16 protein-coding genes are annotated in these 23,985 nt (G+C 27.2%); 7 read left to right on the forward strand and 9 right to left on the reverse strand.

Going from position 1 to position 23,985, the window contains the following annotated elements; genetic code table 11:
* Nucleotides 1–127 precede the first annotated feature (127 nt).
* The 4 genes from hcp to LPC13_RS08515 all read right to left on the reverse strand — a co-directional run bounded on the left by hcp (nucleotide 128) and on the right by LPC13_RS08515 (nucleotide 9,197).
* Nucleotides 128–1,858: a hydroxylamine reductase gene (gene hcp, locus LPC13_RS08500; RefSeq protein WP_195244086.1), complete on the reverse strand. Its 1,731-nt coding sequence runs from the start codon at nucleotides 1,856–1,858 to the stop codon at nucleotides 128–130.
* 107 nt (nucleotides 1,859–1,965) lie between these two features.
* Nucleotides 1,966–2,646 carry a Crp/Fnr family transcriptional regulator gene (locus LPC13_RS08505; protein ID WP_005210842.1) on the reverse strand — a complete coding sequence of 227 codons (681 nt, stop codon included), beginning with the start codon at nucleotides 2,644–2,646 and terminating at the stop codon, nucleotides 1,966–1,968.
* Nucleotides 2,647–2,748: 102 nt separating this feature from the next.
* Nucleotides 2,749–5,973, reverse strand: coding sequence for a ligand-binding sensor domain-containing protein (locus LPC13_RS08510; protein WP_005210844.1), 3,225 nt, complete (start codon nucleotides 5,971–5,973; stop codon nucleotides 2,749–2,751).
* A 29-nt stretch (nucleotides 5,974–6,002) separates the two neighbouring features.
* Nucleotides 6,003–9,197: a ligand-binding sensor domain-containing protein gene (locus LPC13_RS08515; protein ID WP_195244084.1), complete on the reverse strand. Its 3,195-nt coding sequence runs from the start codon at nucleotides 9,195–9,197 to the stop codon at nucleotides 6,003–6,005.
* Between the two features lie 184 nt (nucleotides 9,198–9,381).
* Between LPC13_RS08515 and LPC13_RS08520 the strand changes: the two genes are divergently transcribed.
* Nucleotides 9,382–10,731 (forward strand): [Fe-Fe] hydrogenase large subunit C-terminal domain-containing protein, encoded by a 1,350-nt coding sequence (locus LPC13_RS08520; protein ID WP_005210847.1) that lies wholly within the window; start codon nucleotides 9,382–9,384, stop codon nucleotides 10,729–10,731.
* Between the two features lie 205 nt (nucleotides 10,732–10,936).
* Nucleotides 10,937–12,193: a LysM peptidoglycan-binding domain-containing protein gene (locus tag LPC13_RS08525; protein ID WP_005210849.1), complete on the forward strand. Its 1,257-nt coding sequence runs from the start codon at nucleotides 10,937–10,939 to the stop codon at nucleotides 12,191–12,193.
* A 65-nt stretch (nucleotides 12,194–12,258) separates the two neighbouring features.
* On the opposite strand, the gene LPC13_RS08530 is transcribed toward LPC13_RS08525, so the two are convergent.
* Nucleotides 12,259–14,109 carry an ABC transporter ATP-binding protein gene (locus LPC13_RS08530; protein WP_195244082.1) on the reverse strand — a complete coding sequence of 617 codons (1,851 nt, stop codon included), beginning with the start codon at nucleotides 14,107–14,109 and terminating at the stop codon, nucleotides 12,259–12,261.
* Nucleotides 14,102–16,363 carry an ABC transporter ATP-binding protein gene (locus tag LPC13_RS08535; RefSeq protein ID WP_005210853.1) on the reverse strand — a complete coding sequence of 754 codons (2,262 nt, stop codon included), beginning with the start codon at nucleotides 16,361–16,363 and terminating at the stop codon, nucleotides 14,102–14,104. Before LPC13_RS08535 ends, LPC13_RS08530 begins: the two co-directional genes overlap by 8 nt.
* A 204-nt stretch (nucleotides 16,364–16,567) precedes the next feature.
* Between LPC13_RS08535 and LPC13_RS08540 the strand changes: the two genes are divergently transcribed.
* On the forward strand, nucleotides 16,568–17,008 hold the full coding sequence (locus tag LPC13_RS08540; protein WP_234088749.1) for a MarR family winged helix-turn-helix transcriptional regulator: 441 nt from the start codon (nucleotides 16,568–16,570) through the stop codon (nucleotides 17,006–17,008).
* Nucleotides 17,009–17,129: 121 nt separating this feature from the next.
* On the opposite strand, the gene LPC13_RS08545 is transcribed toward LPC13_RS08540, so the two are convergent.
* Nucleotides 17,130–18,425, reverse strand: coding sequence for an NCS2 family permease (locus LPC13_RS08545; protein ID WP_005210857.1), 1,296 nt, complete (start codon nucleotides 18,423–18,425; stop codon nucleotides 17,130–17,132).
* A gap of 268 nt (nucleotides 18,426–18,693) precedes the next feature.
* Here LPC13_RS08545 and LPC13_RS08550 point away from each other — a divergent pair, with 268 nt between their 5' ends.
* From LPC13_RS08550 to LPC13_RS08565, 4 genes are read left to right on the forward strand one after another with little or no spacing between them, the layout of a single operon-like run.
* The gene (locus LPC13_RS08550) at nucleotides 18,694–19,659 is read left to right on the forward strand and encodes a metal ABC transporter substrate-binding protein (RefSeq protein ID WP_005210860.1); all 966 of its coding nucleotides are present in this window, start codon (nucleotides 18,694–18,696) and stop codon (nucleotides 19,657–19,659) included.
* Nucleotides 19,659–20,453: a metal ABC transporter ATP-binding protein gene (locus LPC13_RS08555; protein ID WP_195244081.1), complete on the forward strand. Its 795-nt coding sequence runs from the start codon at nucleotides 19,659–19,661 to the stop codon at nucleotides 20,451–20,453. The genes LPC13_RS08550 and LPC13_RS08555 overlap by 1 nt, the downstream gene beginning before the upstream one ends.
* 3 nt (nucleotides 20,454–20,456) lie before the next feature.
* Nucleotides 20,457–21,299: a metal ABC transporter permease gene (locus LPC13_RS08560; RefSeq protein WP_005210864.1), complete on the forward strand. Its 843-nt coding sequence runs from the start codon at nucleotides 20,457–20,459 to the stop codon at nucleotides 21,297–21,299.
* 36 nt (nucleotides 21,300–21,335) lie between these two features.
* Entirely contained in the window at nucleotides 21,336–21,770 is a 435-nt protein-coding gene (locus LPC13_RS08565) for a Fur family transcriptional regulator (RefSeq protein ID WP_005210866.1), read from the forward strand.
* Nucleotides 21,771–21,886: 116 nt separating this feature from the next.
* On the opposite strand, the gene LPC13_RS08570 is transcribed toward LPC13_RS08565, so the two are convergent.
* Together LPC13_RS08570 and LPC13_RS08575 are read right to left on the reverse strand one after the other, a co-directional pair.
* Nucleotides 21,887–22,948 (reverse strand): aldose epimerase family protein, encoded by a 1,062-nt coding sequence (locus LPC13_RS08570; protein WP_005210868.1) that lies wholly within the window; start codon nucleotides 22,946–22,948, stop codon nucleotides 21,887–21,889.
* Nucleotides 22,949–23,033: 85 nt separating this feature from the next.
* The gene (locus LPC13_RS08575; protein WP_005210869.1) at nucleotides 23,034–23,843 is read right to left on the reverse strand and encodes a DUF4037 domain-containing protein; all 810 of its coding nucleotides are present in this window, start codon (nucleotides 23,841–23,843) and stop codon (nucleotides 23,034–23,036) included.
* Between the last annotated feature and the right edge of the window lie 142 nt (nucleotides 23,844–23,985).

Genomic DNA, 23,985 nt, shown 5'->3' on the forward strand with positions numbered 1-23,985 from the left:
ATTTTAATAATAAAGTACAAATAGCAAATTATATTAGACTAATCTATCACTTACTATTTGTACTTTTCAATTTAAGATTTCTATTTTGATACAGTTTCTTTTACTTAGCTATACCAATATATTTATTTTATTGTTCCATAAATATCTTTAAATCATTCTCAACATTAGTTATTCCAGCTATACCAAAGTTCTCAACTAAAACCTTAGCTACATTTGTTGAAAGGAATGCTGGAAGTGTTGGCCCTAAATGAATATTTTTTACTCCAAGATATAATAATGATAATAATACTATTACAGCTTTTTGTTCATACCAAGCGATATTAAATGCTATTGGTAATTCATTAATATCTTCTAGTTCAAATACTTCCTTTAATTTTAACGCTATTAATGCTAATGAGTATGAATCATTACATTGACCAGCATCTAAAACTCTTGGAATTCCATTTATATCTCCAAGATCTAATTTATTATATTTGTACTTAGCACATCCTGCTGTTAATATTATAGTATCTTTTGGAAGTGCTTTTGCAAAATCAGTATAGTAATTTCTTGATTTAGCTCTACCATCACATCCTGCCATAACAAAGAACTTCTTAATTGCTCCAGTTTTAACTGCTTCTACAACTTGATCAGCTAATGCTAATACTTGTGCATGTGCAAATCCACCAATAATTTCTCCACTTTCTATTTCAGTTGGAGCTTTGCACTTCTTAGCTTGTTCTATAATTACTGAGAAATCTTTTACTCCATTTTTATCAGCTTCAATATGAACACATCCTTCAAATCCAGCTGCACCAGTTGTATACATTCTTGATTTATAGCTTTCATTTTTTGGTGGTACTATACAGTTTGTAGTCATAAGGATTGGACCATTAAAGCTTTCAAATTCTTCTCTTTGCTTCCACCATGCATTACCATAGTTACCTACTAAATGCTTGTACTTCTTTAAGTTAGGATAATAGTGCGCTGGTAACATTTCAGAGTGAGTATACACATCAATTCCTGTTCCTTGTGTTTGAATTAATAATTGTTCAATATCCTTTAAGTCGTGTCCAGATACTAATATACCTGGATTTTTACCTACTCCTATATTAACTTTTGTTATTTCTGGATTTCCATAAGTAGTAGTATTAGCAGTATCTAATAATGCCATGCCATCAACCCCTACTTTACCAGTTTCTAAAGTTAATGTTATTAATTCATCTACATTTAATGAATCATCTAAAAGTTTAGCTAAAGTTTCTTGCATAAATGCATCTATCTCTTCATTATCATAGCCTAATGCATTAGCATGCTTTGAATATGCTGATAAACCTTTTAATCCATATGTTATTAATTCTCTTAAAGATCTTATATCCTCATCCTTAGTTGCAAGAACACCAACTTCATCTGAATTTGATTTCTCTTTTAATATTAAATTTAAAGATTTAGCTTCCTTACTTCCAGCTACAGCATTTTTAATTTTTTCTAACAAGCCTGCTTTTTTATGCATATCTTCATTAGAATTTGCATTCCATAAAGCTGCTTCTGATAGATTTTCCTTATTGCCTAATTTATCTATTAATTCTTCTTTGATTCTTAAAGTTTCCTTTACTCGACTATAAAAAACTTCATTATCAAAATTTGCATTTGTAATAGTTGTAAAAAGATTTAAAGTAATAAAGTGATTTAACTCTTTTTCTATCTTCTTACCTTCTCTTCTTAATCTTGTAGTTACTTCTGATAATCCTTTAGTTACATATATTAATAAATCTTGCATGTTAGCAAGCTCTGGGCTTTTTCCACACACACCAAATTTAGTACATCCTGTGCATCCTGCTGTTTCTTGACATTGAAAGCAAAACATTTTATTTTCCATTATTAAAATCTCCTTCTTAAAATACTTATTTAATATTTACTAACTCTATGTGACTATTTTATCTTCTTATAAAAAAAGAATCTGTAACATATGTTACAAACTCTTTTTTAATTAAATAATTCTTCTTCTAAACTTTCAATATCAATTACACTTATACTTCTTCTACTAAAATTAATATATCCATTATCTCTTAAATAAATTAATTCTCTTGATAAGGATGGTCTTGGAATTCCTAAACTAGCCGCAATTTCTTCCTTAGTGTTTTTTAAAATTATGTTTTTATTTTTTTGCTCTCTAACTTCATCTAGTATAAAATTAATTACTCTCTGCCTTATACTTTTAAAAGATATACTTTTAATTTTAGAATTTAGTATAAAAACTTTATCGCTTAATAAAGATATAAAATTTTCTAATATTTTTTCTTCCGTAGAACATAATTTTAATACATCTTCCTTATCGATAAAAAATATACTACTTTCACTTAAAGACATAACCGTAGCTGGATATGTTTTTGCTTTTGAAAATACTAAAGCTTCTCCAAAAACATCACCTGTACTTAATCTTTTTAATACAATATATTTTCCATTTGAATATAACCTCTGTATCTCTACACTACCATCTAATACTAACGATAATGTTGTACATACATCATCTTCATTAGCTATTATTTCATTTTTACTATATCTTTTTATTGAATATTTTATTTTATTAATAACATTTTCTATTTTTTCAGCACTAAGGCCTTTAAAAAGTTCATTTTTTTGTAATTGATTAATTATAATTTCCATATTCTAAGCCCTTTTTATTAATTAATATTAAAACACTTTAACATTAATATTTAGTATTACCTAAAATTCTCTATGTACTATACTTTTTATAAATATAAAGTATTAACTAATTGGTAAAATAATAATAAATTCACTTCCCTTATTCTTTTCACTTATTACACTTATTTCACCATTATGAAGATTAATTAAGTTTTTAGTTAAAGTTAAACCTAAGCCACTTCCTCCAAGTTCTTCTGATACTTCATTATAAACTTGTCCAAATCTATCAAAAATACCCTCACAATATTTTTCCTCTATTCCTATACCTGTATCCTTAACACTTATTTTAATACTATTTTCTAACTCAACAATACTAACTGTTATATTTCCCCCCGGCTCAGTAAACTTTATTGCATTTCCAATCAAATTAATAATGCATCTTTCTATATCTAATTTATCGCAACTTATAATTTTCTCTTCTATCTCTGGATCAATTACAAGTTCTAGCCCTTTTACTTCTGCAAGATTAACCATAGATAAAGTTACATCTTCAACCAACTCAACTATATCAACATCTTCCTTATCTAATCTATATGCACCTGAATCAATTTTTGATGTGTCTATTATATTATTTATTAAATTTAAGAGCCTCTTTGAATTTCCCTTTAAAGTCTCCATATAATCTTCCATCTTTTCATAGGTTATATTCTTTCTAGATTTATTTAAGGAACTTATTAATTGCTGAACAGATAAAATCACATTTAGTGGTGTTCTAAGTTCATGTGATAAATTAACAAAATAATTATTTTTATATTTTTCTGCTTCTATGAGCTTTTGATATAACTTTTTGTTTTCTTCTAATTTTTCTTCTAATTCTTGAGTTCTTTGGATAACTAATGCATCTAATATTTTAACTTGATTATATACAATATATATTATTAATAAAATTATAGTTATATATATTGTGTATGCTAACGGAGTTTTCCACGGATAATTTTTAACTTTAATATTTATTTCTGATATATCTGACCAAGCGCCATTATAATTTCTTCCTACTATTAACATTTTATATTTTCCAGATGAAAGACTTGCATATCTTGCATAATTTTCATTACCTGCAAATGTCCATTCCGAATCCATGCCCTCAAGCTTATATGCATATTGCATTTGATTTATATTTTTATACTCTGGAATAAAAAACTTCACATATAGTTCTCTTGAATCATAGTTCAATACTATATTATCTTTTTCTTTTATTTCTACTCCACCACTAGTTTTAATTGTATCTATTATTACATTGCTAGCAGCAACCTTATTTTCCATATTTTCTGGATTAAATTTAGTTAATCCATTTACTCCGCCAAAATATATATCTCCATCTTTACCCATATGATAAGAAAATCCATTAAATTCATTTGTAGCAAGTCCATCTTCCTCATAATATCTTATAAATTTATCATCATCTTGATCATACATAGAAACACCATAGTTAGTACTACACCATATATTATCATCACTATCTACAATTACACCATAAATATAGTCATTAGATAGTCCATCAGTATATGTGTATGATTTAAACTTTCCAGTATTCACATCTAATTTGTTTAATCCATTTTGAGTCCCTAACCATATATTTCCCTTACTATCTTCAGAAATAGCTCTTACCGTATTTGAACTTATAGCATTAACATCCTCTTCATCTGCTAAGTAATTTATCATTTCACCTGTTTCAGGATTATATTTAACTAACCCTCCATCATTACCAAGAGCAAACCACATTATTCCCTTAGAATCTTCATGAATATCTGAAAACGTCTTTTGATATATGTTATTTTCTTCAAATAGACTATTATATGATGTAAATGTTCCTTTTCTATCAAAAGTACATAACCCACCTCTAGTACCGATCCAAAGTATACCATTTTTATCAATAAATAATGTTCTAATTTCATTATTTACTATACTATTTTCATCGCTAGATGTTTTATATACAGTAAATTTATCTGTATTTTTATCATATTTGTTTAATCCATTATCGGTAGCTATCCAAATTTCATTATCTATTCCAATAATATCTTTAATTCTATTACTACTTAATGAATTTTTATTATTTGTATCATTATAATACCTTGTAATAATATCATTTTTTTCATCTATTCTATTTATTCCAGAATTAAATGTTCCAACCCATATATGACCCTCATTATCTTCATATATTCCACAAACACTACTATTACTTATAGAATTTTCATTAAAAGGATTATTTCTATAGATTGTAAATTTATTATTATTGGAAAATCTACTTATTCCATTAAATGTTCCTACCCAAATTGTACCTAGTCTATCTTCAAATAAACTAACAATATTATCATCTGTAATGCTATATTTATTTGTATCACTTTTATATGTATAAAACTTTTCACTTTCTTCATTGAAGTATGCTAGTCCTTGATCAGTGGCTAACCAAAGTTTACCCTCACTATCCTTTAATATGTATCTAATCAAATTACTCGGTATTGAATTTTTATCATTTGAATCATGTTCATACTTTTTAATACTATAGTCCTCTAAGTTAATTACATTTAATCCACTATTTTTAGTTCCTAACCACACTTTATTCCCACTACTATATACACTAAAAATATTATTTTCACTAATAGAATTTTCATCTTTTTCATCATAAAAAAAGCTCTTTACCTCATCTGCATTTTCATCATACATAAACAAGCCTTCTCTAGTTGAAATCCATATACGATTCCTATAATCTTCAGTAATTCCTTGAACTCCTCTATCTTTTATATAAGGCTCCAAAACTTTATCAAATTTATCATTTTCGCTATCATATAAATTAATACCTTCAATTGTCCCTACCCAAAGTCTACCTTTATGGTCTATAAGTAATTCATCTACAACATTATTAGAGCTTGCCTTATCTTCATCAGAGTTTAAGTATCTAGTTATTTCACCTGTGATTAAATTTATTTTATTTAATCCATCATCTGTACCAACCCATAAATTTTTATAGTTATCTTCAACTATGGAACTAATACTGTTATTACTAATACTATTCTTATCATTTTTTATATTTTTATATACCTTAAATTCATTTCCATTATATCTATTTAATCCATCATTAGTTCCAATCCACATATATCCAAAACTATCCTGATATATATATTCTGCTAATGATTGAGATAATCCATCTTCTATATTTATATTTTGAAAATTAATATTGTTGTTTTCCATTGCATATATTCTTTTATAATATATACAACTTACTATTGCTATAACCAGTATAGTTACCCTTATTATTTTTTTCATATTGCTCTCAAATTTCAACCTCATTCTACTCCCCCCCTTAAATAAATAGTTAACTATCTAATTGGCAAAATTATAATAAACTCACTGCCTTTACCCTTTTCACTTATAACACTTATATCTCCATTATGTAAATTAATTAAATTTTTAGTTAAAGTTAATCCTAAGCCACTTCCTCCAAACTCTTCTGATACATCATTATAAGCTTGTCCGAACCTATCAAAAATGCTTTCCCAATATTTTTCTTCTATCCCTACTCCCGTATCCTTAACAATTATTTTTACATGACTTTCTAAAGGAATAATTCTAACGGTTATATTCCCTCCTGGTTTTGTAAATTTTATTGCATTTCCAATTAAATTAATAATACATCTTTCTATCTCTAACTTATCGCAAGTTATTATCATTTCTTCTATTTCAGGATCAATTATAAGTTCTAATTTATTAAGCTCTGCAAGCTCTACCATAGATAAAGCTGCATTCTCTACTAAGCTGACTATATCAACTTCCTCTTTATCAAGCCTATAAGATCCAGAATCAATTTTTGATGTATCTATTATGTTATTTATTAAATTTAAAAGTCTCTTTGAATTTCCTTTTAACGTCTCCATATAAGACTGCATTTTTTCAGGTTCTATATTTTTTCCTGAACTATTTAAAGATGTTATTAACTGTTGAACAGATAAAATTACATTTAATGGTGTTCTAAGTTCGTGTGATAGATTAATAAAATAATTATTTTTATACTTTTCTGTTTCTATAAGCTTTTGATATAGCTTCTTATTTTTATCTAAGTTTTTCTCCAATTCATTAGTTCTCTGAATAACTAATGAATCTAGTATTTTTACTTGATTCCATATATAAAATACAAGTACAACTATTATTAATATATAAGTAAAATATGCAATTGGCGTTTTCCAGGGAGAATTTTTAACTTTTATATTTATTTCTGTAATTTCTGACCATGTTCCATTATTATTTCTTCCCTTAATTAGCATTTTATATTTACCAGGTTCTAAACTTGCATACCGCACATAATTTTGATTTCCCAAAAACACCCATTCATCATTTATACCTTCCATTTTATATGCATATTGAATCTCATTTATACTTTTATAATCTTGAATAAAGAATTTTACAAATAACTCTCTTGAATCATATTCCAAAGTTATGTTATCATCTATATCAATTTTCACTCCACCACTTGTATTAATACTATCTATAACTACGTTTGATATAGATGTAGTATTTTCTATTTTTAAAGGATTAAACTTTGTTAGTCCATAAACTCCACCAAAATACATTTCCCCATTTTTATTTTTATAATAAGAAAATCCATTAAATTCATTTGTTGCAAATCCATCAGTAATATAATATCTTTTAAAGTTATTTTGTTTTGAATCATACATTGACATTCCATAATTTGTACTAGCCCAAATATTATTATTATCATCAACTAATACGCCATAAATAAAATCATTTGATAAACCATCACTTGTTATATATACTGTAAATTCTTCTTTTATTTTATCAAACTTATTTAAACCGCTTTGAGTTCCAACCCAAATATATCCATTCTTATCTTCAGCTATACTTCTTATAACATTTGAACTTAATGAATTTTTATTATTCGGTTCCGATTTAAACTTTTTCATTTCGCCTGTTTCTCTATTATACTTTACAAGCCCAGTATTACTCCCTATACCAAACCACATTATACCGTCACTATCTTCAAAAATATCATAAACTACTTTTTCATAAATTTCATTTTCCTCAAAAATGGAATCATATCTTGTAAATGTACCGTTTCTATCAAAAGTACAAATTCCGCCCCTAGTCCCTATCCATAGTAATCCATTTTTATCAATATATAAACTTCTAACACTATTATCACTTAAACTATTTTTATCACTTGAACTCTTATAAACTGTAAATTCCCCTGTGATTTTATCATATTTGTTTAACCCATTATCAGTAGCTATCCAAATTTCATTATCTATACCTGTTATTTCTCTAATATTATCATTACTTATAGAATTATTAAATTCACTATAAGTATGTCTTTTAATAATATTATTTTTTTGATCTATCTCATTTATTCCGGAACCAAAAGTCCCTACCCATATTACTCCATCTCCATCTTCATAAATCCCACACACACTATCATTACTTATTGAATTATCATTTAATAAATCATTTCTATAAGTTTCAAAATTATTATCACTCTTAAATATATTTGCCCCATTATATGTAGCAACCCACATTACTCCTGAATTATCCTCATATAATTCAATTATATGACTATCACTTATACTATACTTACTAATACTTTTTTTATAAGTAGTAAATGTGCCATCCTCATTCATTGCCGCTAATCCATCATTAGTAGCTACCCATAAAATATCATTTCTATCTTTAATAATATCCATTACACAATTAGTTGGAAGTGAATTTGCATTTTCAGGATCATGCATATACCTTTCTATACTATAATCATTAGTATTTAATTTATTTAATCCACCCTCTAAAGTTCCAATCCATAATTCATTATCACTATAATATATATTCCAAATAAAATTATCACTTATAGAATTAATATCATTGCTATCATAAAAGAATTTCGTTACTTCTCCAGTAACTTCATCATACATATTTAATCCATTCTTAGTAGCAATCCATAATCTACCTTTAGAATCTTCTTGGACATCTTGTATTTGTTCATTAGATAATTTTCCTTCTAAAACACGTATAAATTTATCTTCCTCATAATCATACATATTTAATCCCTTATCTGTGCATATCCATACTCTTTCTTTGGAATCTATAACTATTCTATGTATATAATTTGATGAAATACTCCCTGCTGTATCTGAATTTAAATACCTAGTTATCTTTCCTGTATTTAAATCCATCCTATTTAATCCATTATATGTTCCTATCCATAAATTTCCATTTACATCTTCTACTACCTCTGAAATACTATTATTTGAAATACTATTTTCATCATCCTTATTATTTCTATATACTACAAATTCGCTACCATTATATCTATTTAAACCATCTCCAGTTCCAAGCCATATATATCCTCGACTATCTTGATATATTGTTTCTACTAGCGATTGAGATAATCCGTCATCTATAGTTATACTTTGAAAATTAATCCCATTATTTTTCAAAGCATAGGTATCATAACTAAATATAGTTATTAATATAAATATTATTGTTGTATTTATCATTAAAATTTTTTTCATTTTCTACCATATCCCCATTTTTTATACTCATACATTATATCAAATTTTACATAATAATTATATATTTCTACTTTTTTTTGCATAAAACATATTTATATACGATTTATTTTAAGTATTTTTATAACTAATTAAAGATATACTAAAATATAAAGTTGAAATTATTATAAATATTGGAGGATATCAAATGAATAGTAAACATATAGATTTGTTTAATACTTTAATTGAAGCTTACTATAATGGTAACTTTGATGAAACACTTAATAAAATAATCACATGCCATGAAAAATCCCCACAAGAAACTTTTGCTATAATTACTTCTTTATGTGGCGTTAATATTGAATTTGATAACAATTATGTTTATAACTTAAAAAAAGCAATTACTAATTATAATGTTAATAAAAAAATAGTTGAAAAATTAGAATGCTCTTCTGCTAATTGCCAAGCAGATAAACAAAGCATGTACACTTGCCAAAAGGCATGTCCGTTTAATGCAATAAAATTTGATGCTAAAAATAATACAACTTTTATCGATAATGATGCTTGTATAGACTGTGGACTTTGTGTTGATTCTTGTAAAAATGGTCGTATACTAGATAAAGTCGAATTTATTCCTATTATGGATCTCATAAAGAATAACAAAACTGTTATAGCTGCAGTTGCTCCTGCAATTATGGGACAGTTCGGTGATGATGTAACTATGGATCAATTAAGAGCAGCTTTTATAAAGATTGGCTTTACAGATATGATTGAAGTGGCCTTTGCCGCTGATATGCTAACAGTTAAAGAAGCAGTAGAATTTAATAAACATGTAAAATCTCCAAATGATTTAATGATAACTTCTTGTTGTTGCCCAATGTGGGTTGGTATGCTAAAAAAAGTCTATAAAGAACTTCTACCTAACCTATCACCTTCAGTATCCCCAATGATTGCTGCTGGTAGGGTAATTAAAGAAATTAACAAAGATGCTAATGTAGTATTTATTGGTCCTTGTATTGCTAAAAAGGCTGAAGCAAAAGATAAAGATATTGCAGGTGCAATAGATTTTGTATTAACCTTTGAAGAAGTCAATGATATTTTTAAAGCCTTCGGATTCCACCCTAGAGATTTAGAAGGAATCCCTACAATTGAATATACATCTAAAGGCGGAAGATTATATGCTCGTACTGGTGGAGTATCACTTGCTGTTAAAGAAGCTGTAGAAGAACTTTATCCTTCTAATTTAAAGAACTTTAAGGCTGTTCAGGTAGAAGGAGTTAAACAATGTAAGGAAATTCTTAATTTAGCTTTAAAAGGTGAGGCTAACGCTAGTTTTATTGAAGGTATGGGATGCATTGGTGGTTGTGTTGGTGGTCCTAAAATTCTTGTTCCTCCATCTCAAGGAAAAACTGCTGTTGATAACTTTGCTTATGACTCTTCAATAAAAGTAGCTGTTCATAGCAATGTTTTGGATGATATTCTAGAAAAGTTAAATATCACTTCTTTAAAAGACTTTGAAGATCCAAGCAAAATATCTATTTTGGAAAGAGAATTTTAATAAACTTTAACTATTAATTTAAATATAAATTAAGAATTGCAAATATCAAATTTGATATTTGCAATTCTTTTATATGAAATAAATTTAATCAAATGATAGCTTTTATTATTCTATAATCAGTTATTTAAACAATTACTATACTTAAAGCATATATTATATTGATATCCAAAATAAATCCACTACAAAAGATTATGAGGTAAGAAATATGAGATTAAAATCACATGATTATTTTCCTTCTAAACCTAATGCAGAATATATTTACACTAATTCAAATAATACTGCTCTAAAATTTAGTAAGTATGAAGATTTTAATAGTGATTCAAAAATACAATTACGATATAAAAGTAATAAAAGTACTATAATAAACTTATATGAATACGACTCTTTCGGAGTTAAACAACTATTACTCAAAGAAAATTATACTACTAGAGAAAACTTTTTAAATTCAACGTTACCCTCAAATAATTATCTAATTAAGGAACCTATACTAGTAGGTACTACTTGGATATTACCTAATGGTAGTACACGAAGTATAACTTCCACTAATTCAGTAGTAAAAACACCTTATAAAATTTTTAAATCATCATTAGAAATTACAACAATATCTAAAAATAATTATATGAGCATAGATTATTACGTTGAAAATATTGGTTTAGTAAAGACTATATATTATAGTAAATCTTCAGGTGTACTATTTTCTACTTTAGACGATATTATAGAAAATACCCCCTATAGTCAAAATGTAAAATTATATTTTCCCGATAAAAATTTAGACTCAATTTGGTATACTAATAAAACTATTAACTTCTACACTAATGACATTACAATTATAAATTTTGAAAAAGAATTAAAAAATGCTCCTAATGGATTATTGCCAGTTATAAATTCTAATACCATTATTAATGATATTGATTTTGATGAATCTAAAAGTAGCATTAGTATAGATTTTTCTAAAGATATTTTAAAGGATACAAATTCGTTCTATAATACCCTGTCATTACAATCTATTTGTAATACAATTAAAGATTATTATAATTTAAAAGAAATAACTTTAACTATAAATAAAACTATACCACTTTATCCATTTTACAAAAACTCATCTCTCACTACTTTAAATAATATATTAAATAATAATCACCCCCTTCATGAATGGCGTATAAGTCAGTGCAAATTTCCTTTAACTTATATTATAAAAGACAATGACACACTAATTAAAATAGCAAGGGATTTCGATACAAACTTTGACAAGTTAGCAAAGTTAAATGATATAAAAAATCCTAATATAATTAATAAAGGTGATATAATTCAAATTTGCTCTTGTGGTATATATAAAATTAAACCACAAGATACTATAGATGAAATATGTAACAAATTTCATTTAACTTATGATGAAATACTGAAGTTTAATAAAGTTAATAATTTATCTAACTTATTACCTGGGCAAACCTTAAAGCTTTATTAATTTTTTAGTATTTATAAAAACAGCAAAGGACATTAAAAAATTATCCTTTGCTGTTTTCAATTTAATTAAGCTTCTTTGTCTTCAAATTGACTATTATATAAATTTGCATAGAAACCATTTCTAGCTAATAATTCTTCATGCTTTCCTTGTTCTACTATATCTCCATCCTTCATAACAAGAATAAGATCTGCATCTCTAATTGTAGATAATCTATGAGCAATTATAAAACTTGTTCTTCCATGCATTAAGTTATCCATAGCTTTTTGTATTAATACTTCAGTTCTTGTATCAACAGAGCTTGTTGCTTCATCAAGTATTAATATCTTAGGATCGGCAAGTATTGCACGAGCTATAGTTAATAATTGCTTTTGACCTTGTGATACATTACTTGCTTCTTCATTAAGTTCCATATCATATCCATGTGGTAATGTCTTAATAAAGCTATGAACATGAGCAGCTTTAGCCGCAGCTTTAACTTCTTCATCAGTAGCATCTAATCTACCATAACGTAAGTTATCCATAATAGTTCCATTAAATAACCATGTATCTTGAAGAACCATTCCAAACATCTTTCTTAAATCATTTCTTCTAAAGTCTTTAATATTGTGTCCATCTATTAATATAGCTCCATCATTAACATCATAGAATCTCATTAAAAGCTTAACCATAGTTGTCTTACCCGCACCTGTTGGTCCAACTATCGCAACTCTTTGTCCTGACTTAATATGAGCCGTAAAATCATTGATAATAGTCTTTTCTGGATTATATCCAAAATGAACATCCTCAAAATCTACTTTTCCAATTATCTCTTCAGTACTTACTGGATTTTCAACATCTAATTCTTCTTCTTCTTCATCTAAAAATTCGAATACTCTTTCTGCTGCAGCTGCAGTTGATTGAAGAACATTTGCTATTTGAGCTGTTTGACTAATTGGTTGCATAAATGATCTTATATATTGAACAAATGCTAATATATCACCAACTTCAATAACATTTTTAATAGTAAGCCATCCACCAAGTATTGATACTATTACATATCCTAAATTACCAACAAAAGTCATTATAGGCATCATCATACCTGATAAAAATTGTGATTTCCATGCACTATTATAAAGAGTGTCATTAAGTTCAGTAAATTTTTTAACTTCTCTTTCTTCTGCATTAAAAGCTTTCATTACATTATGACCAGAATAAACTTCTTCAACCTGACCATTAACATACCCTAAATATTCTTGTTGAGTTTTAAAGTATTTTTGAGATTTTTTAACAACAAGTGTAATTAATGCAGCTGATATTGGAATTATAACTAATGAAGCTATTGTCATTATCCAATTTATTGAGAACATCATTATAAGTACACCAATAAGTGTAGTTGCTGCTGTTAACATTTGTGATAAACTTTGATTTAAAGTTTGGCTAACAGTATCAACATCGTTTGTAACTCTTGATAACACTTCACCATGTGTTCTAGTATCAAAATACTTAAGTGGCATCCTATTAATTTTCTCTGATATTTCTTTTCTCATATTATAAGATACTTTTTGTGCAACACCTGACATTACCCAACCTTGTATTAATGAGAAAACTACACTAACTAAATATAATCCTACTAAGAATAAAATTATTTCACCTATACGAGTAAAATTAATTCCTTCAGCATTGGTAGTTGTAACCTTTTTAACTAGTCCATTAAATATTTCTGTAGTTGCATTTCCTAATATTTTTGGACCTACAATTGAAAATGCAGCAGAACCAATAGCAAATATTATAACAATTATTATTGATAAGCTATAAGGCTTCAAATAATTTGCAAGAGTTTTCATAGTCTTTTTAAAATCTTTAGCCTTTTCGCCGCCTCTTCCCATTCCGCCCATAGGACCTCCACCCATTGGGCCTCTCATTTTATGCTTACTCATTTGAAAGCTCCTCCTTTGAAAGTTGTGATAGAGCTATTTGTTGATAAACTTCACAGTTTTCCATAAGCTCTTTATGAGTTCCTTTACCTACAACCTTACCTTCATCAAGAACTATAATTTGATTTGCATTCATTATAGTACTTATTCTTTGAGCAACAATTAAAAGTGTACTTTCTTTTAATTCAGCATTTATTGCTTTTCTAAGCTTAGCATCTGTTTTAAAGTCTAATGCAGAGAAACTATCATCAAACACAAATATCTCTGGATTTTTAGCCATAGCACGTGCAATTGCTAATCTTTGCTTTTGACCACCAGAAACATTTGTTCCACCTTGTGCAATTTCTGACTTAAATCCTTCTTCCTTGCTGTTTATAAATTCGCTTGCTTGAGCAATTTCAGAAGCTTTTATCATATCTTCATCAGTTATATATTCCCCACCATATTTTAAATTGCTTTCAATTGTTCCTGAGAATAAAAGTCCCTTTTGAGGAATAAACCCTATTTTTTCTCTTAAATCATGTTGAGATACATTTTTTATATTTACACCATCAATTAATATTTCACCTTCTGTTGCATCATAAAAACGAGGAATTAAATTAATTAATGTTGATTTACCGCTACCTGTACTACCTATAAATGCTGTAGTTTCTCCTGGAAGAGCTTTAAAACTTACATTACTAATTACATCTTCATCAGCACCTGGATATCTAAATGAAACATTTTTAAATTCAATAGTTCCTTTTTCATCGTGATTAAACATTTGTAATTTTTCTGCATCTTTAATAGCTACATCAACACTTAAAACTTCAGATACACGTTGAGCAGAAACCATTGCCCTTGGTAATATAACTGAAACCATAGATATCATTAAGAAGGCCATAATTATTTGCATAGTATATTGCATAAATGCCATCATCGTACCAACTTGCATAACACCTTCATCAATTCTGTGAGCTCCAACCCATACAATTAATAATGTTATTGCATTCATAATAAACATCATTAATGGCATCATTGTTGTCATTATTCTATTAACAAAAAGATTTGTTCTTGTTAAATTTTTATTTGCAATTTCGAACTTGTCTTCTTCATACTTTTGAGTGCTAAAAGCACGAATAACAAGCATACCAGTTAAACTTTCTCTTGTAACAAGATTTAATCTATCAACAAGTTTTTGCACACTTTTGAATTTTGGCATAGCAAAACTAAATAATACAATTACTAAAAGTAATATTGATATTACTGCAACTCCAATTACCCATCCCATTGATGCTCCAGTATTAATAACTTTAATAACTCCTCCAACACCTAATATTGGTGCATAGAATACAATCCTTAATCCCATTACAACAAGCATAATAATTTGTTGTATATCATTTGTTGTTCTAGTTATAAGAGATGCTGTTGAAAATTTATCAAATTCTGTGTTTGAAAAACTGACAACCTTATTAAATACATCTTTTCTTAAATTTCTACCTAATGCAGCACCAACTCTAGATGCTATAAAACTTACAACTACTGTGGCAAGCATACTTATTAAAGCTATACCAACCATTTTAACTCCAGCTATAACTACGTAATTAGATTGAAGTCTATTAGTATCTATTCCTATATTTTTATATTGTAGTTTCACATAAGATGTAGCTGACTGAGTTATCATGCTATCTGGCATAGCTTCTAATTTTTCATCTACACCTGATAATATTTGATCTATTTGTTCTTGAGGCATCATTTTTAATACTTCAAAAGGATCCATATTGGATAAATCTACTCCATCTGGTACTTGTACCATTTGTGACATCATATCGCCATTATTAGAAATCCCATTTAATCCTTGTGTTTCTAACATATATACTATAAGCATTGGTTTGCTAAATATATTATTTAATTCTTCTATTTTTTTATCATTTGTACTATCCAACTTATAAATATTTTCATTTTCTAAGCTTGGATATTTCTTTAAGTATTTACTATATTCTTCACTACTTAGCGTATCTTTACTAAGTAATGTATAGTTCTCATCAATAAACTCCTTATCCTTATCACTCATAAAGATAAATAATTTATCAAGCTCAGAAGCTTGAATTACTTTAGGAACAGCATTTTCTACTCCCCCTTGTTGAATTCCGACATTAACTATATCAGACATATAATCTGGCAATGATAAATCACATATAGCTTGAACAAACAAAAGCAATATCGCAACTATCATATAACCAATGAAGGGTTTTAGATGTTTTAATAATTTAAGCATACGCTCTCCTCTCCTTATTTAAATATTATTAAATTCTAATTTTATAATAATTATATTTTTATAACTATTATCTGTCAATAAAGATTTGTAATATTTTTATAATTATTATGTTTTTATAACTGTTATGTTTTTATAATTATAATGTTGTAAAGTTTTTTTTTTTGAATTATAATGATGTTAAATATAAGTGTAAGGAGCTATATTATGAAAGATTTACAATTAAATAATATATCTGATAACTTGTATATATTATTATTATCTCTTAATAGACAAATTTTTAATCCTAATGATTTAACAAAAAAATTTAATATCCCACATTCTCATATAAAAGTATTATTTTATTTAATTCATAATAGTCCTACCTCTATTTCTAAAATGGCAAAAGATTTATCTATATCAAAGCCAAATATGACTCCAGTCTTAGATAAACTTGTAAATGATGGACTTGTAAATAGATATTATGATCCAAATGATAGAAGAGTCATTAGAATTGAAACGACACCTAAAGCCTGTGAATTCTTAAAATCATGTGAAACACATGTTAAATCTATAGCTACAGAGAAACTTTTAACTTTAAATGAAGAAGATTTAAATGATTTGTCAAATTCATTAGAGACTATAATTTCAATAATACGTAAATTTTAATTAGTGGTGACAACTATTAGGTAACAAGTTATTTAGAAAAATTACAAATTCTTCTTATAAAAAAAATAAAATAGGCTGTGCATTCTAATTGCACAGCCTATTTTATATAAATTCTATAATGTTATATAAATATAAACTTTAATACAAATACTACTCCAACTATTACAGTTGCAAGACTTATTTCTTTCCACTTACCAGCAAATAATTTTATTAGTATATAAGATACAACTCCAAACACTATACCATCTGATATAGAATATGAAAATGGCATCATTATTATTGTTAAAAATGCTGGAATTGCTTCTGTATAATCTGTTAAATCAATTTCTTTTATAGTTTCTATCATAAATAATCCCACTATAACTAATACAGATGCAGTTACTGCCGGAGTTATTATTCCAAATAATGGAGATAAGAATAATGCTAAAAAGAACATTACTGCTGTAGAAACAGAAGTTAATCCTGTTCTTCCACCTTCTGCTACACCTGCTGCACTTTCAACAAATGTACTAACTGTACTTGTTCCAAGGCAAGCTCCTAATGTTGTTCCTATAGCATCAGCAAAAAGTGCTTTTTTAATATTCGGTACCTTTCCATCTTTATCTAACATATTTGCCTTCGTTGCAACCCCAACTAAAGTTCCTATAGTATCAAACATATCCATAAATAATAATGTAAATAATACTATAACCATATCTATTGAAAATATATTATGCCACTCAAATTGCATAAATGTTGATTTAATTGATGGTGGCATACTAACTATTTTTTCTGGTAAATCTATAATTCCCATAGGTATACCGATTATAGCTGTAATTATCATTCCTAAGAATAATGCACCTTTAACATTTCTTGCAACTAATATTCCTGTTATAACTATTCCTATAATAGCTAAAAGTCCTGGACCCTTTATTATTTCTCCTAATGCAACTATAGTTCCCCCATCAGCTGGATGAACTACTACACCTGCTGCTTCTAATCCTAATAATGCTATAAATAATCCTATCCCAACTGAAATTGCTTTTTTTATATTAACAGGAATTGAATCTACTATAGCTTCTCTTACGTTAAATATTGTTAATAATATAAATATTATACCTTCTAATAATACTGCTGTTAAAGCAAACTGATAAGAATAACCCATAGATAAGACTACTGTATATGCAAAAAAAGCATTTAATCCCATCCCTGGCGCTTGTGCAAATGGTAATTTAGCATAAAGTCCCATAATTAATGTAGAAATTACTGCTGATAACGCTGTAGCTGTAAATACAGCCCCAGAATCCATTCCTGCCGCCGAAAGAATTGTTGGATTAACAATCAATATGTATGCCATTGTCATAAATGTAGTAATTCCAGCTACGATTTCTCTCTTAACATTCGTACCATTTTCAGTAAGCTTAAAAAATTTATCCATATACTTCACCTTTTTCTCTTTCGTTTTTTAGATACTTTTATATAATAACAGAAATATTTAAAATTCCAATACCTTTTACGAACTTTTTTTCACTTTTTTAAATTTTCATTCAGATATTAAGATAACATATGTATTTTTTATTTTCCTATTAAATACTTTTAATCTTAAATTTATCATTTTATTTAAAATGCTATTTACTTTTATCATAAAAATAGTATAATACTATTATAATTGAAAATTATTATCATTCGATTTTAGGAGGACAAGTATGAAATCAAAATTATCCAAACTTCTTTTATTAGTATTAACAACTTCCTTGCTATTTATAGGCTGTACCAATACTAATAATTCAACAAATTCTCAATCTGATAATGAATTAAATATAGTTACTTCGTTTTACCCAATGTATATATCAACTTTAAACATAGTTAAAGATATTCCAAATGTTAATGTTACAAATATGACTAAAGCTCAAACTGGTTGTCTCCATGATTATCAACTTACCCCTCAAGATTTAAAGACTTTAGAAACTGCTGATATTCTTGTTATTAATGGTGCAGGAATGGAATCATTTTTAGATAGTATTATTTCACAATATCCTAACTTACAAATCGTCAATGCCAGTGAAGGTCTTGAATTGTTAGAAGAAAGTGACGATGATCATGACCACCATTCAGAAACTGATGAAGAACACGATGATCATGACCACGATCATGAATACAATGCTCATCTTTGGGTTAGTATAGATGGTAACATAGCACAAGTTGAAAATATAGCTTCACAATTATCAAAGATTAATCCTGAAAATGCTTCACAATATTTTGCTAATTCTAATGAATATGTTGCTAAACTTGAAGATTTAAGTACTGAAATGCATACTGAATTAGATAACTTACCAAATAGAAACATAATCACTTTTCATGAAGCATTTCCTTACTTTGCTAAGGAATTTAATTTAAACATAGCTGGCGTTATTGAAATAGAACCAGATTCAGAGCCTTCCGCTAAAGATGTTGAAGAAATTATTCAAATTATAAAGGATAAAAATATAACTTCATTATTTACAGAACCACAATATTCTTCAAAAATAGCAAACACTATTGCTAATGAAACTGGTACTACTGTATATGAATTGGATCCAATAGTAACTGGTGATGCTACTCCAGATGCTTACGACGATTATATTAATAAAATGAAAGAAAATCTTAATGTTTTAAAAGAGGCGTTAAAATAATGATAAAAAAAGCTAATTTTAATAAAAATAATAAGTGCAACAATTTTTGTTGCACTAAAATTGAAAACTTTTCTGTTACTTTAGGTAATAATGAAATTCTTAAAGATGTAAATCTTCATATTCATTGTGGAGAACTTACATCTATTATCGGTCCAAATGGAGCAGGTAAAAGTACTCTACTTAAAGCTCTACTTGGCGAAGTAAAACATCAAGGAGATTTAACTTTTATAGGCGAAAATAATAATAAATTTAATCAACCTATAATTGGATATGTTCCTCAATATTTAACTTTCGACAAGAATACTCCTATTAGCGTTCTTGATTTATTTGTTTGTTGCAAATCTAAAACACCTTCATGGATTAGACCGAAAAAGAAAATACGTGAAGAGGTTCTAGAAAATTTGAAAAGAGTAAAAATTCCGCATTTAATAGATAGACAACTAGGAGCTTTATCAGGTGGAGAACTCCAAAGAGTTTTATTAGCTTTGGCTCTTGATCCTATGCCCAATATACTTTTATTAGATGAACCTGTATCTGGTGTTGATCAAAATGGATTAGAATTGTTCTATGAAATACTAATGGATATCAAAAAGAATTATGATTTATCAATAATTTTAGTTTCTCATGATTTAGATTTAGTTTATAAGTACTCTGATAGAGTTGCGCTTGTTAATGGTACTATTGTTTGTTCTGGAACTCCACAACAAGTATTCAATAATCCTGAAACCAAAAAAATATTTGGACTATCATTTGGTAATTCAAAAGATGAATCATCTAAAACAGGGGGACTTTAAAAAATGTTTGATATTATTTATAATTTTATAGATTTAATTTTACCATTTCAGTGGCTATCTCATAACTTTATGAAAAATGCTTTATTAGCTATTTTAATAGTTACTCCACTATTTGGTATACTTTCTACAATGGTTGTTAGTAACAAAATGTCCTTCTTTGCTGACTCATTGGGACATGGAGCTTTTACTGGAATAGCTCTTGGAATACTTTTAGGTGGAATTGATCCTATGTGGGGAGCCACTTTATTTTCAATTTGTTTTGCTATAGCTATAACAATTATAAAAAATAAAGGAACTTCATCTACAGATACAATAATAGGAGTATTTTCTTCTAGTGCAATAGCTCTTGGATTAGTGCTTATGAGCTTCTCTAGTAGCCTAAGTAAATTTTCATCATATCTAGTTGGAGACTTACTTAGCATAAGTAAAGGTGAAATTGTGTTATTGTTATTTGTTTTTATTATAGTTATAGTTCTTTGGACTTTAATTTTTAATAAACTTCTTATAACAAGTTTAAATACTTCATTAGCCAATAGTCGTGGTATAAATACATTATTAATAGAAATTATATTTACTTGTACTTTAGCCGTTATTGTTACTTTAACAGTTAGATGGGTTGGACTATTAATTATTAACTCTCTTTTAGTTCTTCCAGCAGCTGCGGCACGTAATATATCTAAAAACGTAAGACAATATCATTTATTTTCTGTTTTAATTGCTGTCTTTTCAGGTATAACAGGACTTATTGTTTCTTATTATTTAAATACAGTGACTGGTGCTACTATAGTACTTATTTCATCACTTATATTCTTTATTACTTTAATATTAAGACGTAAATTTGTATAATATTATTATAAACATCTTAGTGGAGGTAATATCACTTTGAGTAATGAAACTAATTTTAATGAAATTCTTAAATCAAATGGCTTAAAAATTACAAAACATAGAACTTCCGTACTTAAAATTATAAGTAGAAGTGATAAACCTATTACAGCTGAAGAAATATATTTAAATTTAAAAGATGACAATATTTCTATTAACTTGTCATCAATTTATAAGATATTAGATTCACTATGTAATAAGAATATTATATCAAAATGTGTATTAGGTGTAGATAATAAAACTTCCTATGAAATGACCTCTTCAGAACATAAACATCATCTAATTTGTAAAAACTGTAAGGGAGTATTTTATATAGGTAATTGTCCAATATGCGAATACGAAAAATCATTACATGAAAATATGGATTTTGATGTTACTGAACACAGACTTGAAATATACGGTTATTGCAAAAATTGCAAAATGAAAAGGCTATAGATATTGCTCTATAGCCTTTTTACTTATAAATAACACAATAACTTTTACACACAAAAAAATATTTTTTAACTTTAAAAAAATTCACATTTCGCATTTTAATATTTATTTCTTAAATCTTAATTAATAACTTCTAATTTATATATAGTTTTATGTTTATACATTTCACCAGCTTTTAATAGTACACTAGGGAAATTATTATGATTTATACTATCTGGGAAATATTGTGTTTCTAAACATAATCCTTGTCTTGCATTATATTTAACTCCACCTTTTCCTATTTCATTTTCATTTAAAAAGTTCCCTGTATAAAATTGAACACCTGGTTTCGTAGTATAAACTTCTAGCTTCCTACCGCTATTATCACTAATAACTTCAGCAGCTATTTTTATTTCTCCTGTATAATCATCTAAAATCCAGTTGTGATCATATCCATTAGCAAATATAAGTTGATCATATTCAGCATTTATATCTTTCCCAACTTCTTTAAATTCAGTAAAATCTAATGGTGTTTTAACTATACTTCTTATTACTCCTGTTGGTATACTTTCTTCATTTGCTTCCGTTATATTTTTAGCATAAATTTTAACTTTATGTTTCAAAATATTACCTGATGCATGTCCATCTAAATTGAAATATGAGTGGTTTGTTAAATTTACAACTGTATCTTTATCAGATTTTGCATAATACTCTACAAGTAATTCGTTATCTTCATTTAATTTATAATTAACAATAACATTTAAATTTCCTGGATAATTCTCTTCTAAATCCTCACTAAAATAAGAAAGTTTTAAATATTGTCCATTATTATCTTCTACTATCTCTGAATCCCATACAACTTTAGAAAAGTTTTTATTCCCTCCATGAAGGTGATTTTTCCCATTATTTATAACCAAATCATATTTTACTCCATCTATCTCCATAGAACCCTTAGCTATTCTATTAGCACATCTTCCTACTAATGCTCCTAAATAAGCTGTTGTAGTTTTATAGTCATCAAAGTTTTCATACCCTAAAACTATATCATCTATCTTTCCATTTTTATCTGGCATTAATATAGATAAAATAATTCCTCCATAATTAGTTACTCTAACAGTAACATTATTATTGTTGCTTAAAGTATATAAATATACTTCTTTTCCTTCTATGTTATCTATATTTCTTTCTCTTAAAATGCCCATTTATACCTCCCCTTCATCTTTTTGTAATTTTTAATCCACCTTTATTATACCAATACTCACCCTAATTGTAAACATTATCACTTGCCTATATTAGATTTTCTCCTTGCAATAATGTATCTAAATTCAACATAATATTGTTAATATTATCTACTATTTCTTCATTGCAAGTGCTCAAACTTTTTAAAAGTCTTTCTATGTCATCATCTATTTTTTCAGGAAGCTTTTCGCATGTCTTTTTTGCAATATTAATAAGTCTTTTTTCTCCTGGATGTGGTAATTCATTAATAGCAAAAATAATATCGAAATAACTATCTAAAAAAGCTGAAACTCTATTGTTTAAATTTACAATATCATTTCTTTTTATAGCTTTTTCTATCTGATTGTAATATGATGAAAGATTTTTCTTCAATATAGGATAATTCATTGATATTATATTTTTCTTTAACTGTAATGGGTATTCTATGGTATATTTTTTTTGAAAACTTTCAAACTCACCATCTTTATCATATATAATCATCGCATTTATAACATTATGCCAAAAACATGTACTATATCCTATAGTTGCTTCATTTTTCTCTAATAAACTTACTAATTTTTCTTTCAACCATTTAAAATCAAAATAAGCTATATCCACTTGTATTGATGAATTTCTCATTATAAATTCATCACTAGTCCCCCAAAAATTATTATCAATTTCCATTATATCTGAAAATTTTTTTATTATACTTTTTCTTTCATTTGCAGGTATTTCTTTTAATGTAATAATATCTATATCTATATCCGAGTAATTATCTTTTCTTCCAGTAGCACCAGACCCTGCTAAAACTATAGCAGTTATATCTTCAAGCTTCTTAAATTCATTTACTATTTGATATACTATCATATTCATTCCCATAACATCAATCCCACCCCTCTATTTATTTATACTTATTATAACTAAATATTATTAATCCACACTTATAGTTTTATCCATATAAATACATCTCACTTATCCATATTCCCAGAATTAATAATATATGCTATAACCTACTTCATTA

Source organism: Clostridium celatum (assembly GCF_021412605.1).
GTDB lineage: Bacteria > Bacillota > Clostridia > Clostridiales > Clostridiaceae > Clostridium > Clostridium celatum.

What these genes read in the sequence shown, in the direction of transcription:
- hcp (WP_195244086.1), bottom strand. Translation starts at nt 1,858, where the DNA reads ATGGAAAATAAAATGTTTTGCTTTCAATGTCAAGAAACAGCAGGATGC.
- LPC13_RS08505 (WP_005210842.1), bottom strand. Translation starts at nt 2,646, where the DNA reads ATGGAAATTATAATTAATCAATTACAAAAAAATGAACTTTTTAAAGGC.
- LPC13_RS08510 (WP_005210844.1), bottom strand. Translation starts at nt 5,973, where the DNA reads ATGAGGTTGAAATTTGAGAGCAATATGAAAAAAATAATAAGGGTAACT.
- LPC13_RS08515 (WP_195244084.1), bottom strand. Translation starts at nt 9,197, where the DNA reads ATGAAAAAAATTTTAATGATAAATACAACAATAATATTTATATTAATA.
- LPC13_RS08520 (WP_005210847.1), top strand. Translation starts at nt 9,382, where the DNA reads ATGAATAGTAAACATATAGATTTGTTTAATACTTTAATTGAAGCTTAC.
- LPC13_RS08525 (WP_005210849.1), top strand. Translation starts at nt 10,937, where the DNA reads ATGAGATTAAAATCACATGATTATTTTCCTTCTAAACCTAATGCAGAA.
- LPC13_RS08530 (WP_195244082.1), bottom strand. Translation starts at nt 14,109, where the DNA reads ATGAGTAAGCATAAAATGAGAGGCCCAATGGGTGGAGGTCCTATGGGC.
- LPC13_RS08535 (WP_005210853.1), bottom strand. Translation starts at nt 16,363, where the DNA reads ATGCTTAAATTATTAAAACATCTAAAACCCTTCATTGGTTATATGATA.
- LPC13_RS08540 (WP_234088749.1), top strand. Translation starts at nt 16,568, where the DNA reads ATGAAAGATTTACAATTAAATAATATATCTGATAACTTGTATATATTA.
- LPC13_RS08545 (WP_005210857.1), bottom strand. Translation starts at nt 18,425, where the DNA reads ATGGATAAATTTTTTAAGCTTACTGAAAATGGTACGAATGTTAAGAGA.
- LPC13_RS08550 (WP_005210860.1), top strand. Translation starts at nt 18,694, where the DNA reads ATGAAATCAAAATTATCCAAACTTCTTTTATTAGTATTAACAACTTCC.
- LPC13_RS08555 (WP_195244081.1), top strand. Translation starts at nt 19,659, where the DNA reads ATGATAAAAAAAGCTAATTTTAATAAAAATAATAAGTGCAACAATTTT.
- LPC13_RS08560 (WP_005210864.1), top strand. Translation starts at nt 20,457, where the DNA reads ATGTTTGATATTATTTATAATTTTATAGATTTAATTTTACCATTTCAG.
- LPC13_RS08570 (WP_005210868.1), bottom strand. Translation starts at nt 22,948, where the DNA reads ATGGGCATTTTAAGAGAAAGAAATATAGATAACATAGAAGGAAAAGAA.
- LPC13_RS08575 (WP_005210869.1), bottom strand. Translation starts at nt 23,843, where the DNA reads ATGGGAATGAATATGATAGTATATCAAATAGTAAATGAATTTAAGAAG.